Source organism: Mycobacterium sp. NGS26 (assembly GCF_059813025.1).
The window spans coordinates 86,944-102,704 of record NZ_JCALDU010000007.1; the positions used below are offsets into that span (position 1 = coordinate 86,944).

Consider the following 15,761-nt stretch of genomic DNA (forward strand, 5'->3'; position numbering starts at 1 on the left):
TGTGAAACACGAATACGATCGCATCCCGTATCTCGTTGCGTTCCAGAACAATTCCGCTGTGCGCGACGTGTACGGCGGCCTGGCCGAGATCACCGTGCTGGAGAGCTACCTGCTCAGGCCGAACGACAAGCCGTCGGACACCGTCCTGGTGTTCATGCACCCGATCGGCGGCGGCGCGTACCTGCCGATGATCAACGGCCTGGCCCGGGCCGGCCACCACGTCATCTACTGCAACAGCCGGTTCCGCGGAACCGATTCGGCGCTGCTGATGGAGAAGGTGGTCGAGGACCTCGGCGAGTGCATCAAGGACGCCAAAAAACGGCTGGGCTACAGCAGGGTCGTGCTGGCCGGGTGGAGCGGCGGCGGCTCGCTGTCGGTGTTCTACCAGCAGCAGGCCCAGCACGCGACCATCACGTCGAGCCCGTCGGGCGACGGCCCCGACCTCACCAAGCTGGAGCTGCCCGCCGCCGACGGCATCATGCTGCTGGCCGCGCACATCAGCCGGCACGGCACGCTGACCGAATGGCTCGACGCGTCCATCCTCGACGAATCCGACCCCACCAAGCGCGATCCCGAGCTCGACCTGTACAACCCCGACAACCCCAACCAGCCGCCCTACAGCCAGGAGTTCCTCGCCCGCTACCGGCAGGCCCAGATCGACCGCAACCGCCGGATCACCGCGTGGGTCAAGGACAAGCTCGCCGAACTGAGGGCCGGCGGCCGCCCCGACGACGAGTTCTGCTTCGTCGTGCACGGCACCATGGCCGACCCGCGCTGGCTGGATCCCACGGTCGACCCGAACGAACGCACCCCGGGAACCTGCTACCTGGGCGACCCTCGGGTGGTGAACATGAGCCCGGTCGGGCTGGCCCGCTTCTCGACGCTACGCGGCTGGCTGTCGCAGTGGAGCTACGACGAGGCCCGCGGCGACGGGGTGGATTGCGGGCGCGACATCGCGGTCCCGGCGCTGGTGATCGGTAACCTGGCCGATGACGCCTGCACGCCCAGCCACACCCGGCGGCTGTTCGAGGCGATCGGGCACCCAGATAAGGAGATGCACGAAATCCCTGGCGCCACACACTATTACGCCGGGCCCGACCAGCGCGACAAGCTGCGGCGGGCCGTCGAGATCATCACCGACTGGCTGATCCGCCACGGCTTCGCGGAGACCGGATGACCGCGCAAAGTATTGCCGGCGCGCTCGACGGCATCCGGGTGCTCGAGCTGGGCACCCTGATCGCCGGACCGTTCGCGGGCCGGCTGCTCGGCGACATGGGCGCCGACGTCATCAAGGTGGAGCCGCCCGGCGCCCCGGACCCGCTGCGCACCTGGGGCCAGGCCGAGCTCGACGGGCACCACGTCTTCTGGACGGTGCACGCCCGCAACAAGCGCGCGATCACCCTCGACCTGCGCCGGCCCCGCGGCCGCGAGCTGTTCCTCGAGCTCGTCGAGAAGTCCGACATCGTGGTGGAGAACTTCCGGCCGGGCACGCTGGAGAAGTGGAACCTGGGCTACGACGTGCTGTCCGAACGGAATCCGGGCATCATCCTGGTCCGGGTCTCCGGCTACGGGCAGACCGGGCCCGAGGCGCACAAGGCGGGCTACGCCTCGGTGGCCGAGGCGGCCAGCGGGCTGCGGCACCTCAACGGCTTCCCGGGCGGCCCGCCGCCCCGGCTGGCGCTCTCCCTCGGCGACAGCCTGGCCGGGATGTTCGGCGCCCAGGGCGCGCTGGCCGCCCTGTACCGCCGCGGCGTGACCGGCCGCGGCCAGGTGGTCGACGTCGCGCTCACCGAATCATGTTTGGCCGTCCAGGAATCCACGATCCCCGACTACGACGTGGGCGGCGTGGTGCGCGGGCCGTCGGGCACCCGGCTGGAGGGCATCGCGCCGTCCAACATCTACCGCAGCGCCGACGGCTCCTGGGTGGTCATCGCCGCGAACCAGGACACCGTGTTCGCCCGGCTGTGCAAGGCGATGGGCCGGCCCGAGCTGGCCACCGACGACCGGTTCGCCACGCACCGGGCGCGCGGGCGCAATCAGGACGAACTCGACGAGCTCATCGGCGCCTGGGCCGCCGAGCGGCAACCCGGCGAGATCATCGAAACGCTCGGCGCCGCGGGCGTGATCTCGGGGCCGATCAACACGGTCGCCGAGGTGGTCGAAGACCCACAGCTGAAGGCCCGCGGCATGCTGGTCGAGCACTACGACGAGCGCGTCGGGCGTAACGTCTTGGGGCCGGGGATCGTGCCGGTGCTGTCCGAGTCGCCGGGCGCCGTCCGCAACGCCGGCCCCGCGCGTCCCGGACAGCACAACGACGACGTCTACATCGGGCTGCTGGGCAAGACCGCCGAGCAACTCGACGAGTTGCGCGCCGAGGAGGTCGTATGAACTCCCACGTCGACATCCGCGAGGTGTCGCTGCGCGACGGCCTGCAGATAGAAAAGCCAATCCCGTTGTCGGCCAAGCTGGAACTGCTGGCGGCCGTGGCCGCCACCGGGGTGCGGGAGGTGGAGGCCACGGCCTTCGTCTCCCCCACCAAGGTGCCGTCGATGGCCGACGCCGCCGAACTCGCCGCGCACCTGCACGAGTATCCCGGCATCGAGTTCTCCGCCCTGGTCGCCAGCCCCGGCGGGGCCAACCGCGCCGTCGCCGCCGGCCTGCGATCGATCGAGTACGTGGTGGCCGCCGACGACGCCTTCAGCCGGGCCAACGTCGGGCGCACCAGCGCCGAGGCCACCGAACAGATCGGCGAGATCGTGGCCATCGCGCACGACGGCCCCACCGACGTCCCTGTCACCGTCGAGGTCATCGTCGCCACCGCGTGGGACTCGCCGTTCGAGGGCCCCACCCCGCCCCGGCGGGTGCTCGACATCGCCGCCGCCGCCCGCGAGCGGGGCGTGGACCGCTTCTGCATCGCCGACACCATCGGCACGACCACCCCGGGCAGGGTGAGTTCGCTTGTCGCCCAACTGCGTCCGGTCATCGGCGACATGCCGCTGGGCGCGCACTTCCACAACACCCGCGGCGCCGGGCTGGCCTGCGCCTATGCGGCGGTCGGCTCCGGCGTCACCCGCCTGGACGCCTCGGTCGGCGGGCTGGGTGGCTGCCCGTTCGCGCCGGGCGCCACCGGCAACATCGCCACCGAGGACCTGGTGTACCTGCTGCGCGACAGCGGCATCGACGTCGACGTCGACCTGCAGGCCGCCATCGCGGCGGCGGAGGTCGCGCGGTCGGTCGTCGGCCATGACCTGCCGAGTGCCCTGCTGCGCGCCGGCGACCGAATGCAGGCCTGATGCCCACCCGCGAACTGACCTCCAAGGGCCGCCAGACCAGGCAGGCCATCGAGCAGGCCGCGCGAAAGCTGTTCGCGGAGCGCGGCTTTCACGGCACCACGCTGGCCGACATCACGTCGGCCGCGGGCAAGTCGCCGGCGGTGTTCTACCGGTATTTCGCCGACAAGGAAGACCTGCTGGCCGCGCTCGCCGAGTCCTTTCTGCGCGACGTCGTGACGCCGTCCGGGCTGAGCGTGCACCTGCCGGACTCGCCCGACGACGAGGCGTTCTTCACCTCGGTGGTCACCGGGTACTGGAACATCTTCAAGCAGAACATCGGCATCATGATCGCCGTCGCCCAGCTGGGCGCCACCCAGCAGCGGTTCGCGGCCGTGCAGAACGAGTTTCGGCGTTTCGGCATGGACATCGTGGCCGCCTCGGTCCGCCGCGCGCAGGAACAGGGCTACGGCAAAGAGCTCAACCCGCAGCACACGGCGGCGGCCATCGCGCTGCTGTTCGAGAACTTCACCACCGTCTTCGTCGGCCCGTCGGGTCCGGGCGGGCTGGGCGTGAGGATCAGCGACGAGGACGCCATCGCCACCCTGTCCACAATCTGGAAGAAAACCCTGTACGGCGCGTAACGAGATCGTGAGGAGATCAGCGTGGATTTCACTCTGCCAGAACACCTTCCGGGGCTGCTTGCCGAGATGGACGCGTTCATCGAGCGCGAGATCGCGCCGCTGCAGGCCGACAACATGCAGTACTTCGACCAGCGCCGCGAGCATGCCCGCACCGACTGGGACAACGACGGCATCCCGACGCGGGAGTGGGAGGACCTGCTCGCCGAGATGCGCCGGCGGGCCGACCGGGCCGGCTGGCTGCGCTACGGGCTGCCCGCCTCGCTGGGCGGTCGCGACGGTTCCAACGTCGACATGGCCGTCATCCGGGAGCACCTGGCGCACAAGGGCCTTGGCCTGCACAACGACCTGCAGAACGAATCCTCGATCGTCGGGAACTTCCCGCAAGTGATCATGATGGAGCGGTTCGGCACCGACGAGCAACGACGGGTCTGGTCGGAGGCGCTGATCACCGGGGAGCGCTCGATGGCGTTCGGCCTCACCGAGCCGCGGCACGGCTCCGACGCGACCTGGCTGGAAACCCACGCCAAGCCCGACGGCGAGGACTGGGTGATCAACGGCTCCAAGCGGTTCAACACCGGCGTGCACCGCGCCACCCACGATCTGGTGTTCGCCCGCACGTCCGGCGAGCCCGGACAGGCCCGGGGCATCACCGCGTTCATGGTCCCGACCGACGCGCCGGGGTTCAACGTGCCCTACTACTGGTGGACGTTCAACATGCCCACCGACCACGGCGAGGTCGAGCTGACCGATGTGCGGGTGCCCGCCGACGCGGTGCTCGGCGAGGTGGACCGCGGCCTCGAGGTCGCCCAGACGTTCTTGCACGAGAACCGGATTCGCCAGGCCGCCAGCAGCCTGGGCGCCGCGCAATACTGCATCGACCGGGCCGCGGAGTACGCCGGCAGGCGCACGGTGTTCGGCAGGCCGCTGTCGGTCAACCAGGCCGTCCAATGGCCGCTGGCGGAGTTGCAGACCGAGGCCCAGATGGTACGGCTGCTGGTCCAATACGCGGCGTGGCACCTGGACCGCGACCACCACATGGAGGTCTCCGACAAGGTGTCGATGGCCAACTACCGCGCCAACCGGCTGGTCTGCGACGCCGCCGACCGCGCCATGCAGGTCTTCGGCGGCCTCGGGTACAGCCGCCACGAGCCCTTCGAGCACATCTACCGTCACCACCGCCGCTACCGGATCACCGAGGGCGCCGAGGAGATCCAGATCCGCCGAGTGGCCCAGCGGCTGTTCAAGTTCGGCAGCAAGTGAATTTGCACGACCGATTGCCCGCAGTGTTGGGCCCGGTGCTGGGCGCCGACGTGACGATCGGCAACCTGCGCGCGCTGACCGGCGGCGCCAGCAGAACCACGTGGGCGTTCGAGGCAGTCACCGATGGGCGGCGCCGTCCGCTCATCCTGCGCGCCGGCCCACCCGACGACGTGCACGCCGGCATGGAACTGGAGGCCCGGTCGCAGGCCGCCGCCGCCGCGGCCGGCGCGCCGGTCCCGCACATCCTGGTCGCCGACGATTCGCCTGCCGCACTGGGCAATCCGTTTCTCATCTGCGACGAGATCAAGGGCGAGACCATCGTCCGTCGCATCCAGCGCCGCCTCGACGAGACGGGCCGCGCCAACCTGCTGCGCCAATGCGCCCGGGCGCTGGCCGCCATCCACCGGGCCGACGCGGACCTGCCCGGGCTGACCGAAGCGGACGAGCTCGACGAGTGGCGCGCGCGGCTCGACGCGATGGGCGACACCACGGCCACCTTCGAGTGGGGGTTTCGCTGGCTGGCCGCCCGCAGGCCCGAGCCCTCGCCCACCGTGCTGGTGCACGGCGACTTCCGGATGGGAAACCTCATCGTCGACGGTTGCGACCTTGCCGCCGTTCTGGATTGGGAGCTGGTGCACCGCGGGCAGGCCTACGAGGACCTGGCCTGGTTCTGCATCCGGGCCTGGCGGTTCGGCGCGCCGGCCGGCCTGGGGGCCGGCGGCCTCGGCAGCATCGAGAGCTTCTTGGTTGCCTACGAGGAGGCCGGCGGGACTACCGTCGATCGGGTGGCGTTTCACTGGTGGCTGGTGCTGGCCACGCTGCGCTGGGGTGTCATCTGCCGGCACCAGGCCGAGCGCCACCTGAGCGGGCAGGTCCGCTCGGTGGAATTGGCGGCGATCGGGCGCCGCGTCTGCGAGACCGAGTGGGATCTGCTCGACCTGCTCGAGGCACGCCGCGAAGAGGGGGCCCGCCCGTGACGTCCGGTGACCCGCTGCACGGCCGGCCGACGGCGGCCGAGCTGGTGGCGGCGGTGGCCGAATTCATCGAAGGCGATGTGCGCGAGGCGACCGGCGGACAGGTCAACTTCCACGCCCGGGTGGCCGCCAACGTCCTACGCATCGTCGAGCGCGAGCTGCTCGACGACGGTGCCGGGCAGGCGCGCGCGGCGCTGGCCGGCCTGGGGTTCGCCGACGAGACCGGCCTTGCCGCCGCGATCCGGGCCGGTGAGCTGGACGGGCGCACCGAGGACGTCACGGCCTGCCTGCGGACCCTGGTCCGGCACCGGCTGGCGGTTGCCCATCCCGGATACGACAGCGAATAGGAGCCAGTGCCATGCCCACCACCGCGGAAACCGTCGTCGACGTAGCCGACCGCCTGTTCACGGCGATCGAGAAGGGCGACAAGGACGCGGTCGCCCGAATGTGGAGCGACGACATCGCCGTCTGGCGCGTCGGTGCGCGCCGCGATGACGACAAGGCCCGCGCGCTGCGGGTCATCGACTGGTTCATCGACGTCACCACCGAGCGCCGCTACGAGATCCTGGATCGCCGGCTGTTCAGTGACGGACCGGCAGGCGGCTTCGTCCAGCAGCACATCCTGCGCGCCACCGGCCATGCCGGCCAATCGATCTCGCTGCGCGTCTGCATCGTGATCGAGGTGGGCGCCGACGGGCTGATCGATCGGATCGACGAATACTTCGACCCCGCGGGGATAGCCCCCCTGATGGGGTGACGAACGAGAGAGGCGACGATGACGACGTTGGAGACACTGCTCAACGATCCCGAGATGGCCGGCGTGTGGAAGATCGTCCCGGATCGCTCGGCGATCACCTTCGAGGTCAAGAACATGTGGGGCCTGCTGACCGTCAAGGGACGCTTCACCGACTTCGGCGGCGACGGGCAACTCACCGGCAAGGGCGCGGTCTTCGGCCGCCTCGACATCCGCGCCGCGTCGCTGGACACCGGCATCGGTCGCCGCGACAAGCACCTGCGCTCGGCCGACTTCTTCGACGCCGAACGCTTCGATCAGATCAGCGTCGTCGTCACCGCGGTGCGCCCCACCGAGGGCCCCCCGAAGGGCAAGGCCGCCGAGCTCGGCGCGAACCTCACCATCAAGGGCGTCACCGCGCCGCTGCCCCTGCCGGTGACCATCACCGAGCTCGAGGACGGCTGCGTCCGGATCTGCGGCCAAACCGAGATCGATCGCTCCCGGTTCGACTTGGGCTGGAACAAGTTCGGCATGATCGGCGCCACGGCGACGGCGGCCGGAGACGTCATCTTCGAGCGGGCGCCCCGGTAGGGCCGCCGCGGCACCAGTACGATCTGCACCGTGCCCGCCTCGAGCCCCGAGTCCAGCCTCGAAACCAGCGTTGCCCTGCGGATCCTCGTCTACAGCAACAACGCCCACACGCGCCAACAAGTGATTCGGGCACTGGGCCGACGCCTGCACCCGGACCTGCCGGAGCTGAACTACGTCGAGGTGGCGACCGGTCCGATGGTGATACGCACGATGGACGAGGGCGGCATCGACTTGGCCATCCTCGACGGCGAGGCCACCCCGACCGGCGGCATGGGCATCGCCAAGCAGCTCAAGGACGAACTCGCGACCTGCCCGCCGATCGTGGTGCTCACCGGGCGCCCGGACGACGCCTGGCTGGCCAGTTGGTCGCGCGCCGAGGCCGCGGTGCCGCACCCCGTCGACCCCATCGTGTTGGGCCGCACGGTGCTCGGCCTGCTGCGCACCCCCGCCCGCTAGCCCGATCACGCCCGCGATCGCCGTCCTCACCTGCGGTGACGGACACGCACCCGGGGCTGCCCCGCGGCGCCCGCGCCGGCCGTCCCGGAAACCTCCCGAAAGCACCACCCCGGGCAACGGCGCCGGGCGTCGCGACGCTATGTTGAAGGTCACTGTGGCGCACTACAGACCCCGTTCGTCACAGCAGCCCGGTTACCGCCCGGCCGCCGCTCAAGCCTTGGGAGACGGCCCCACGACGGATCATGGAGCGAATTGAACGTCTACATACCCATCCTGGTGCTAGGCGCGATTGCCGCCGCCTTTGCCGTCGGCTCGGTGGCGCTGGCAAGCCTGGTCGGCCCGTCGCGCTACAACAAGTCGAAGCAGGCCGCCTACGAGTGCGGGATCGAACCCACCGAGACGTCGGTGAGCGGCCCGCAAGCCAGGCCGGGCCAGCGGTTCCCGGTGAAGTACTACCTGACCGCAATGCTGTTCATCGTCTTCGACATCGAGATCGTGTTCCTGTATCCCTGGGCGGTGAGCTACGACGCCCTGGGGACGTTCGCGTTGGTCGAGATGGTGGTGTTCATGCTGACGGTCTTCGTGGCCTACGCGTACGTGTGGCGCCGCGGCGGCCTGACGTGGGATTGAGGTAAGACGTGGGCCTGGAAGAACAGCTGCCCGGCGGCATCCTGCTGTCGACGGTCGAGAAGGTCGCCGGTTACGTCCGCAAGAACTCGTTGTGGCCGGCAACGTTCGGGCTGGCCTGCTGCGCGATCGAGATGATGGCGACGGCGGGGCCGAGGTTCGACATCGCGCGCTTCGGCATGGAGCGTTTCTCGGCGACGCCGCGGCAGGCCGACCTGATGATCGTGGCCGGACGGGTCAGCCAGAAGATGGCGCCGGTGCTGCGCCAGATCTACGACCAGATGGGCGAGCCGAAGTGGGTGCTGGCCATGGGCGTGTGCGCGTCGTCGGGCGGAATGTTCAACAACTACGCGATCGTGCAGGGTGTGGACCACGTCGTCCCGGTGGACATCTACCTGCCCGGCTGCCCACCGCGCCCGGAGATGCTGCTGCACGCAATCCTCAAGCTGCACGAGAAGATTCAGGAAATGCCGCTGGGCGTCAACCGGGAAGAGGCCATCGCCGAGGCCGAGCAGGCGGCGCTGGCGACCAAGCCGACGATCGAGATGCGTGGGCTGCTTCGATGAGCTCGCCCGATCACGACCCGAAGGTGGCCGCCAGCGAGGTGGGCGGCTCCGTCCCTTCCCCCGGCGAGGAGGTCATCAACGTCCGCCACGGCATGTTCGGGGCGTCCGGCACCGGTGACACGTCCGGATACGGACGGCTGGTGCGGGCGGTCACGCTGCCGGGCAGCAGCCCCCGGCCGTACGGCGGCTACTTCGACGAGGTGGTCGACCGGCTGGCCGACGCGCTCGAGGCCGGCGGCATCCAATTCGCCGACGCCATCGAGAAAGTCGTCGTCTACCGCGACGAGCTGACCCTGCACGTGCGCCGGGAGCTGCTGCCGCAGGTGGCCCAGCGCCTGCGCGACGAACCGCCCCTGCGCTTCGAGCTCTGCCTCGGCGTCAGCGGGGTGCACTACCCGCACGAGACCGGCCGCGAGCTGCACGCCGTCTACCCGCTGCAGTCGATCACCCACAATCGGCGCGTCCGGCTGGAAGTGTGTGCGCCCGATGGTGATCCACACATCCCGTCGCTGTTCTCGATCTACCCGACCAACGACTGGCACGAGCGCGAGACCTACGACTTCTTCGGCATCATCTTCGACGGGCACCCGTCGCTGACCCGCATCGAGATGCCCGACGACTGGCACGGGCATCCGCAACGCAAGGACTACCCGCTCGGCGGGATCCCGGTGGAATACAAAGGCGCCCAGATACCCCCGCCCGACGAGCGGAGAGCCTACAACTGATGAGCACAGTCACCGATTCGACACACGACGGCGGCGGCCCCGAGACGGTCGTCGTGGCCGGCGGCCAGGACTGGGAACAGGTCGTCGAAGCCGCCCGCGCCGCCGACCCCGGGGAACGCATCGTCGTCAACATGGGGCCCCAGCACCCGTCCACGCACGGGGTGTTGCGGCTGATCCTGGAGATCGAGGGCGAAACGGTCACCGAGGCCCGCTGCGGGATCGGCTACCTGCACACCGGAATCGAGAAGAACCTCGAATACCGTTACTGGACACAGGGTGTCACCTTCGTGACCCGAATGGATTACCTGTCACCGTTTTTCAACGAGACCGCCTTCTGCCTGGGTGTGGAGAAGCTGCTCGGCATCACCGACGAGATACCGGAGCGGGTCAACGTCATCCGCGTCATGATGATGGAGCTCAACCGGATCTCGTCGCATCTGGTCGCGCTGGCGACCGGCGGCATGGAGTTGGGCGCGATGACCGCGATGTTCCTCGGCTTCCGGGACCGCGAACTCATCCTGAACCTGTTCGAGTCGATCACCGGTTTGCGGATGAACCACAACTACATCCGGCCCGGTGGACTGGCGCAGGATCTACCCCCCAACGCGGCCGACGAGGTCCGGGAGACCATCGGCCTGCTCAGCCGCCGGCTGAACGACCTGGAGAATCTGCTCAACGAGAACGCGATCTGGAAGGCCCGCACCCAGGGCGTGGGCTACCTGGATCTGACCGGCTGCATGGCGCTGGGCATCACCGGACCCATCCTGCGATCCACCGGGCTGCCCCACGACCTGCGCAAGAGCGAACCCTACTGCGGGTACGAGAACTACGAATTCGACGTGATCACCGACGACAGCTGTGATGCGTACGGGCGCTACATGATTCGCGTCAAGGAGATGCGGGAGTCGCTGAAGATCCTCGAGCAGTGCCTGGACAAGTTGCGACCGGGACCGACCATGGTCGACGACCGCAAGATCGCCTGGCCGGCCGACCTGAAGGTCGGGCCCGACGGCCTGGGCAACTCACCGGAGCACATCGCGAAGATCATGGGCAGCTCGATGGAGGCGCTGATCCACCATTTCAAACTGGTCACCGAGGGCATTCGCGTTCCGGCGGGCCAGGTTTACGTCGCGGTGGAGTCGCCGCGCGGTGAGCTGGGCGTGCACATGGTCAGCGACGGCGGCACCCGCCCCTACCGCGTGCATTACCGGGACCCCTCGTTCACCAACCTGCAGTCGGTCGCCGCGATGTGCGAGGGCGGACTGGTCGCCGACCTGATCACCGCGGTCGCGAGCATCGACCCGGTGATGGGCGGGGTCGACCGATGACGGCACCGGGGGTAGGCAACAACGGCGAGCGCGTCTTCATCAGGCTCGGACCACCACCGGAGGAACCCAACCAGTTCGTCGTCGAGGGTGCGCCGCAGTCGTATTCGGCCGAGGTGCGCGCGCGGCTGGAGGTCGACGCCAAGGACATCATCGGCCGCTACCCCGACAAGCGCTCGGCGCTGCTGCCGCTGCTGCACCTGGTGCAATCCGAGGACTCCTACCTGACACCCGCGGGCCTGGAGTTCTGCGGCGAGCAGCTCGGGCTGACCGGTGCCGAGGTGGCCGCGGTGGCCAGCTTCTACACCATGTACCGCCGCGGTCCCACCGGCGACTACCTGGTCGGAGTCTGCACCAACACGCTGTGCGCGATCATGGGCGGCGACGCCATATTCGAGACGCTGGTCAACCATCTCGGCGTCCGCAACGACCAGACCACCCCCGACGGCAAGATCACCCTGCAACACATCGAGTGCAACGCCGCCTGCGATTTCGCGCCGGTGGTCATGGTCAACTGGGAGTTCTTCGACAACCAGACGCCGGAGTCGGCCCGCGAACTCGTCGACTCGCTGCGCGACGGCAAGCCCGCGCCGCCCACCCGCGGCGCCCCGCTGTGCCCCTTCCGCGAGACCTCGCGCATCCTGGCGGGCCTGCCCGACGAGCGCCCCGACCAGGGCCAGGGCGGCGCGGGTGCGGCCACCCTGGCCGGCCTGAAGATCGCGAAGGAGCTCGGCATGCAGGCACCGCCGGCGCCGGGCGCTCCCGGGGAGGAGCAGTAATGGCCGCCGCCGTCCAGGCGACACCGTTGACGCCGGTGATCAGCCGCTACTGGGACGACCCCGAATCGTGGACCTTGGCGACCTATCGACGCCACGACGGCTATCAGGCGATGCAGAAGGCGCTGAGCATGGAGCCCGACGAGGTGATGGGGATCGTCAAGGACTCCGGCCTGCGCGGCCGCGGCGGCGCGGGTTTTTCCACCGGGACGAAGTGGTCGTTCATCCCGCAGGGTGACACCGGCCCGGCCGCCAAGCCGCACTACCTGGTGGTCAACGCCGACGAGTCGGAACCCGGTACGTGCAAAGACATTCCGCTGATGCTGGCGACCCCGCACATGCTCGTCGAGGGCGTCATCATCGCCTGCTACGCGATCCGGGCCCACCACGCGTTCATCTACGTGCGCGGAGAGGTGCTGCCGGTGTTGCGCCGGCTGCAGAACGCGGTCGCCGAGGCCTACGAGGCGGGTTACCTGGGTCGCGACATCAACGGTTCCGGCTTCGATCTCGAGCTGGTGGTGCACGCCGGTGCGGGCGCCTACATCTGCGGCGAGGAGACCGCGCTGCTCGACTCGCTGGAGGGCCGCCGCGGCCAGCCGCGGCTGCGGCCGCCGTTCCCCGCGGTGTCCGGTCTTTACGGCTGCCCCACGGTGATCAACAATGTCGAGTCGATCGCCAGCGTCCCGCCGATCATCCTCAACGGCGTCGACTGGTTCCGGTCGATGGGCAGCGAGAAATCGCCCGGCTTCACGCTGTATTCGCTGTCCGGTCACGTCACCCGGCCGGGCCAGTACGAGGCCCCGCTGGGTATCACGTTGCGCGAGTTGCTCGAATACGCCGGCGGGGTGCGGGCCGGGCATCGGCTCAAGTTCTGGACGCCCGGCGGGTCGTCGACACCGATCCTCACCGAGGAGCACCTCGACGTGCCGCTGGACTACGAGGGCGTGGGCGGGGCCGGTTCGATGCTGGGCACCAAGGCGCTGCAGATTTTCGACGAGACGACGTGCGTGGTGCGCGCGGCCCGGCGCTGGTCGGAGTTCTACAAGCACGAGTCGTGCGGGAAATGCACGCCCTGCCGGGAGGGCACCTACTGGCTGGCGCCGATCTACGAGCGACTGGAGACGGGCCGCGGCACCCACGAGGACGTGGACACGCTGCTCGACATCGCCGACATCCTGTTCGGAAAGTCGTTCTGCGCGTTGGGCGATGGCGCGGCGATGCCGGTGCAATCGTCGATCCGGTACTTCCGCGACGAGTACGTCGCCCACGTCGAGGGCGGCGGCTGCCCGTTCGACCCCCGAGACTCGATGCTGATGCCCAACGGAGGTAACGCGTGACCCGCGCCGGCGACGATGCAGAGCGGAGCGATGAGGAGGAGCGGCGCTCATGACCCAGGCGGCCAAACCCGCGACCGGCGACGAGGTGCGTCCGCCGGACATGGTGACGTTGACCATCGACGACGTCGAAATCAGCGTTCCCAAGGGCACTTTGGTGATCCGCGCGGCCGAGCTGATGGGCATCCAGATCCCGCGGTTCTGCGAGCATCCGCTGCTCGACCCGGTGGGCGCGTGCCGGCAATGCATCGTGGAGATCGAGGGTCAGCGCAAGCCGATGACCGCGTGCACGGTGGTGGCCACCGACGAGATGGTGGTGCGCACCCAGCTGACGTCGGAGGTCGCCGACAAGGCCCAGCACGGCGTGATGGAGTTGCTGCTGATCAACCATCCGCTGGACTGCCCGATGTGCGACAAGGGCGGCGAATGCCCGCTGCAGAACCAGGCGATGTCCAACGGCCGGCCCGAGAGCCGCTTCCATGACAACAAACGGCACTTCGCCAAGCCCATCAACATCTCGTCGCAGGTGCTGCTGGATCGGGAGCGGTGCATCTCGTGCGTGCGCTGCACCCGGTTCTCCGAGCAGATCGCCGGCGACAAGTTCATCGACGTGCTGGAGCGCGGCGCGCAGCAGCAGATCGGCATCTACGCCAATGAGCCGTTCAACTCCTACTTTTCGGGCAACACGGTGCAGATCTGCCCGGTGGGCGCGCTGACGGGGACCGCGTACCGCTTCCGCGCCCGCCCGTTCGACCTGGTGTCCAGCCCCAGCGTGTGCGAGCACTGCGCCTCGGGGTGCGCCCAGCGCACCGACCACCGCCGCGGAAAGGTGCTGCGCCGGATGGCCGGCGACGACCCCGAGGTCAACGAGGAGTGGAACTGCGACAAGGGCCGGTGGGCCTTCACCTACGCGACCCAGCCGGACGTGATCACCACTCCCCTGATCCGGGATGCGAACGGCGGGCTGCAGCCGGCGTCGTGGTCGCACGCGATCGTGGCGGCGGCCCAGGGCCTCGAGGCGGCCCGCGGGCGCACCGGCGTCCTGGTCGGCGGCCGGGCAACCTGGGAGGACGCCTACGCGTACAGCAAGTTCGCGCGAATAGTGTTGGACACCAACGACATCGACTTCCGCGCCCGCCCGCATTCGGCCGAGGAGGCCGACTTTCTGGCCGCCCGGGTGGCGGGCCGGCCGGTGACCGTGAGCTATTCCGACCTGGAGTCGGCGCCGGTCGTGTTGCTGGTCGGGTTCGAGCCCGAAGACGAGTCGCCCATCGTGTTCCTGCGGCTGCGCAAGGCGGCCCGCAACCACGGGGTGCCCGTGTACGCGGTCGCGCCGTTCGCCACCCGCGCGCTGACGAAGATGTTCGGCCGGTTGCTCCAAACCCCGCCCGGCGCCGAGGCTGCCACGCTGGACGGGCTGGCCACCGGTGAGGTCGGGGACCTGCTGTCGCGGCCGGGTGCGGTCATCATGGTCGGGGAACGCCTGGCCACGGTTTCCGGCGGGCTGTCCGCCGCGGCCCGGCTCGCCGACGCCACCGGCGCCCGGCTGGCGTGGGTTCCGCGCCGCGCCGGCGAGCGCGGCGCGCTGGAGGCCGGGGCGCTGCCCACGCTGCTGCCCGGCGGTCGGCCCGTCGCCGACGACGCCGCTCGGGCGCAGGTCGCCGACGCGTGGCACGTCGACGAATTGCCCGCTGCCGCCGGGCGTGACGCCGAGGCGATCCTGGCCGCCGCCACCGACGGCTCCCTGGCCGCGCTGCTGGTCGGCGGCGTCGACCCCGGCGACTTCGCCGATCCGGACGCGGTGCTGGCCGCCCTGGACGCCGTCGGCTTCCTGGTCAGCCTGGAGTTGCGGCACAGCGCCGTCACCGAACGTGCCGACGTCGTCTTCCCGGTCGCGTCGACGGCGCAGAAGGCCGGCGCGTTCGTCAACTGGGAGGGCCGCTACCGCGGGTTCTCCCCCGCCCTGCACGGCACCGCACAGCAGGCGAGCCAATCGGATCACCGCGTGCTCGACACGCTGGCCGACGAGATGGGCGTCTACCTGAACGCGGCGACCGTCGAGGCGGCCCGCGAGGAGATGTCCGGGCTGGGCGGCTGGGGCGGCAAGCACGTCGCCGGCCCGCGGGTCGAAAGCCCGAAGCCGGCCCAGCCGGGTCAGGGCGAGGCCGTGTTGACCGGCTGGCGGATGCTGCTGGACAACGGCCGGATGCAGGACGGCGAGCCGCACCTGGCCGGCACCGCGCGCACCCCCGTCGTGCGGCTTTCGGCCGACACGGCGGCCTCGATCGGCGCCGCCGAGGGCGACGCTGTCACAGTCAGCACGTCGCGCGGGTCAATCACGCTGCCGCTCAACGTCACCGACATGCCCGACCGGGTGGTGTGGCTTCCGCTGAACTCACCGGGCTCGGCGGTGCACCAGCAGTTGGGTGTGACCATCGGCAGCATCGTGAAAATCGGAGTGGGCGCATGAACACGACCGCG

At 69.7% G+C, this 15,761-nt stretch carries 17 protein-coding genes; all 17 read left to right on the forward strand.

Translation table 11 applies throughout. The features are described 5' to 3' along the window. Position 1: 1 nt before the first annotated feature. The 17 genes from AC5Y6X_RS21540 to AC5Y6X_RS21620 all read left to right on the forward strand — a co-directional run bounded on the left by AC5Y6X_RS21540 (position 2) and on the right by AC5Y6X_RS21620 (position 15,750). Positions 2–1,177, forward strand: coding sequence for an alpha/beta hydrolase family protein (locus tag AC5Y6X_RS21540; protein WP_499989042.1), 1,176 nt, complete (start codon positions 2–4; stop codon positions 1,175–1,177). Next, entirely contained in the window at positions 1,174–2,388 is a 1,215-nt protein-coding gene (locus AC5Y6X_RS21545; RefSeq protein ID WP_499989043.1) for a CaiB/BaiF CoA transferase family protein, read from the forward strand. Before AC5Y6X_RS21540 ends, AC5Y6X_RS21545 begins: the two co-directional genes overlap by 4 nt. Beyond that, positions 2,385–3,293 (forward strand): hydroxymethylglutaryl-CoA lyase, encoded by a 909-nt coding sequence (locus AC5Y6X_RS21550; RefSeq protein WP_499989045.1) that lies wholly within the window; start codon positions 2,385–2,387, stop codon positions 3,291–3,293. The genes AC5Y6X_RS21545 and AC5Y6X_RS21550 overlap by 4 nt, the downstream gene beginning before the upstream one ends. Further along, a complete protein-coding gene (locus tag AC5Y6X_RS21555; RefSeq protein ID WP_499989047.1) occupies positions 3,293–3,913 on the forward strand; it encodes a TetR/AcrR family transcriptional regulator in 621 nt (206 codons plus the stop codon). Before AC5Y6X_RS21550 ends, AC5Y6X_RS21555 begins: the two co-directional genes overlap by 1 nt. Before the next feature lie 21 nt (positions 3,914–3,934). Then, positions 3,935–5,173 (forward strand): acyl-CoA dehydrogenase family protein, encoded by a 1,239-nt coding sequence (locus tag AC5Y6X_RS21560; protein WP_499989048.1) that lies wholly within the window; start codon positions 3,935–3,937, stop codon positions 5,171–5,173. Continuing rightward, entirely contained in the window at positions 5,170–6,150 is a 981-nt protein-coding gene (locus AC5Y6X_RS21565; RefSeq protein ID WP_499989050.1) for a phosphotransferase family protein, read from the forward strand. The genes AC5Y6X_RS21560 and AC5Y6X_RS21565 overlap by 4 nt, the downstream gene beginning before the upstream one ends. Then, the gene (locus tag AC5Y6X_RS21570) at positions 6,147–6,494 is read left to right on the forward strand and encodes a DUF6285 domain-containing protein (protein WP_324678181.1); all 348 of its coding nucleotides are present in this window, start codon (positions 6,147–6,149) and stop codon (positions 6,492–6,494) included. Before AC5Y6X_RS21565 ends, AC5Y6X_RS21570 begins: the two co-directional genes overlap by 4 nt. Before the next feature lie 11 nt (positions 6,495–6,505). Then, the gene (locus AC5Y6X_RS21575) at positions 6,506–6,904 is read left to right on the forward strand and encodes a nuclear transport factor 2 family protein (RefSeq protein ID WP_499989052.1); all 399 of its coding nucleotides are present in this window, start codon (positions 6,506–6,508) and stop codon (positions 6,902–6,904) included. 18 nt (positions 6,905–6,922) lie between these two features. Further along, positions 6,923–7,471 (forward strand): YceI family protein, encoded by a 549-nt coding sequence (locus AC5Y6X_RS21580; RefSeq protein ID WP_499989054.1) that lies wholly within the window; start codon positions 6,923–6,925, stop codon positions 7,469–7,471. Positions 7,472–7,501: 30 nt separating this feature from the next. Further along, positions 7,502–7,927 carry an Rv3143 family two-component system response regulator gene (locus AC5Y6X_RS21585; protein WP_324678187.1) on the forward strand — a complete coding sequence of 142 codons (426 nt, stop codon included), beginning with the start codon at positions 7,502–7,504 and terminating at the stop codon, positions 7,925–7,927. A 252-nt stretch (positions 7,928–8,179) separates the two neighbouring features. After that, on the forward strand, positions 8,180–8,557 hold the full coding sequence (locus tag AC5Y6X_RS21590) for an NADH-quinone oxidoreductase subunit A (protein WP_324678189.1): 378 nt from the start codon (positions 8,180–8,182) through the stop codon (positions 8,555–8,557). 8 nt (positions 8,558–8,565) lie between these two features. Further along, positions 8,566–9,120, forward strand: a complete 555-nt coding sequence (locus AC5Y6X_RS21595) for a NuoB/complex I 20 kDa subunit family protein (protein WP_324678192.1) — start codon at positions 8,566–8,568, stop codon at positions 9,118–9,120. Next, entirely contained in the window at positions 9,117–9,845 is a 729-nt protein-coding gene (locus tag AC5Y6X_RS21600) for an NADH-quinone oxidoreductase subunit C (protein WP_324678194.1), read from the forward strand. The genes AC5Y6X_RS21595 and AC5Y6X_RS21600 overlap by 4 nt, the downstream gene beginning before the upstream one ends. Next, positions 9,845–11,173 (forward strand): NADH dehydrogenase (quinone) subunit D, encoded by a 1,329-nt coding sequence (gene nuoD, locus AC5Y6X_RS21605; protein WP_499989057.1) that lies wholly within the window; start codon positions 9,845–9,847, stop codon positions 11,171–11,173. Before AC5Y6X_RS21600 ends, nuoD begins: the two co-directional genes overlap by 1 nt. Continuing rightward, complete coding sequence (nuoE, locus tag AC5Y6X_RS21610) at positions 11,170–11,949, forward strand: NADH-quinone oxidoreductase subunit NuoE (RefSeq protein ID WP_324678198.1); 780 nt, start codon at positions 11,170–11,172, stop codon at positions 11,947–11,949. Before nuoD ends, nuoE begins: the two co-directional genes overlap by 4 nt. Continuing rightward, entirely contained in the window at positions 11,949–13,283 is a 1,335-nt protein-coding gene (gene nuoF / locus AC5Y6X_RS21615) for an NADH-quinone oxidoreductase subunit NuoF (RefSeq protein ID WP_499989059.1), read from the forward strand. Before nuoE ends, nuoF begins: the two co-directional genes overlap by 1 nt. Before the next feature lie 49 nt (positions 13,284–13,332). After that, a complete protein-coding gene (locus tag AC5Y6X_RS21620) occupies positions 13,333–15,750 on the forward strand; it encodes an NADH-quinone oxidoreductase subunit G (protein ID WP_499989061.1) in 2,418 nt (805 codons plus the stop codon). The last annotated feature ends 11 nt before the right edge of the window (positions 15,751–15,761 follow it).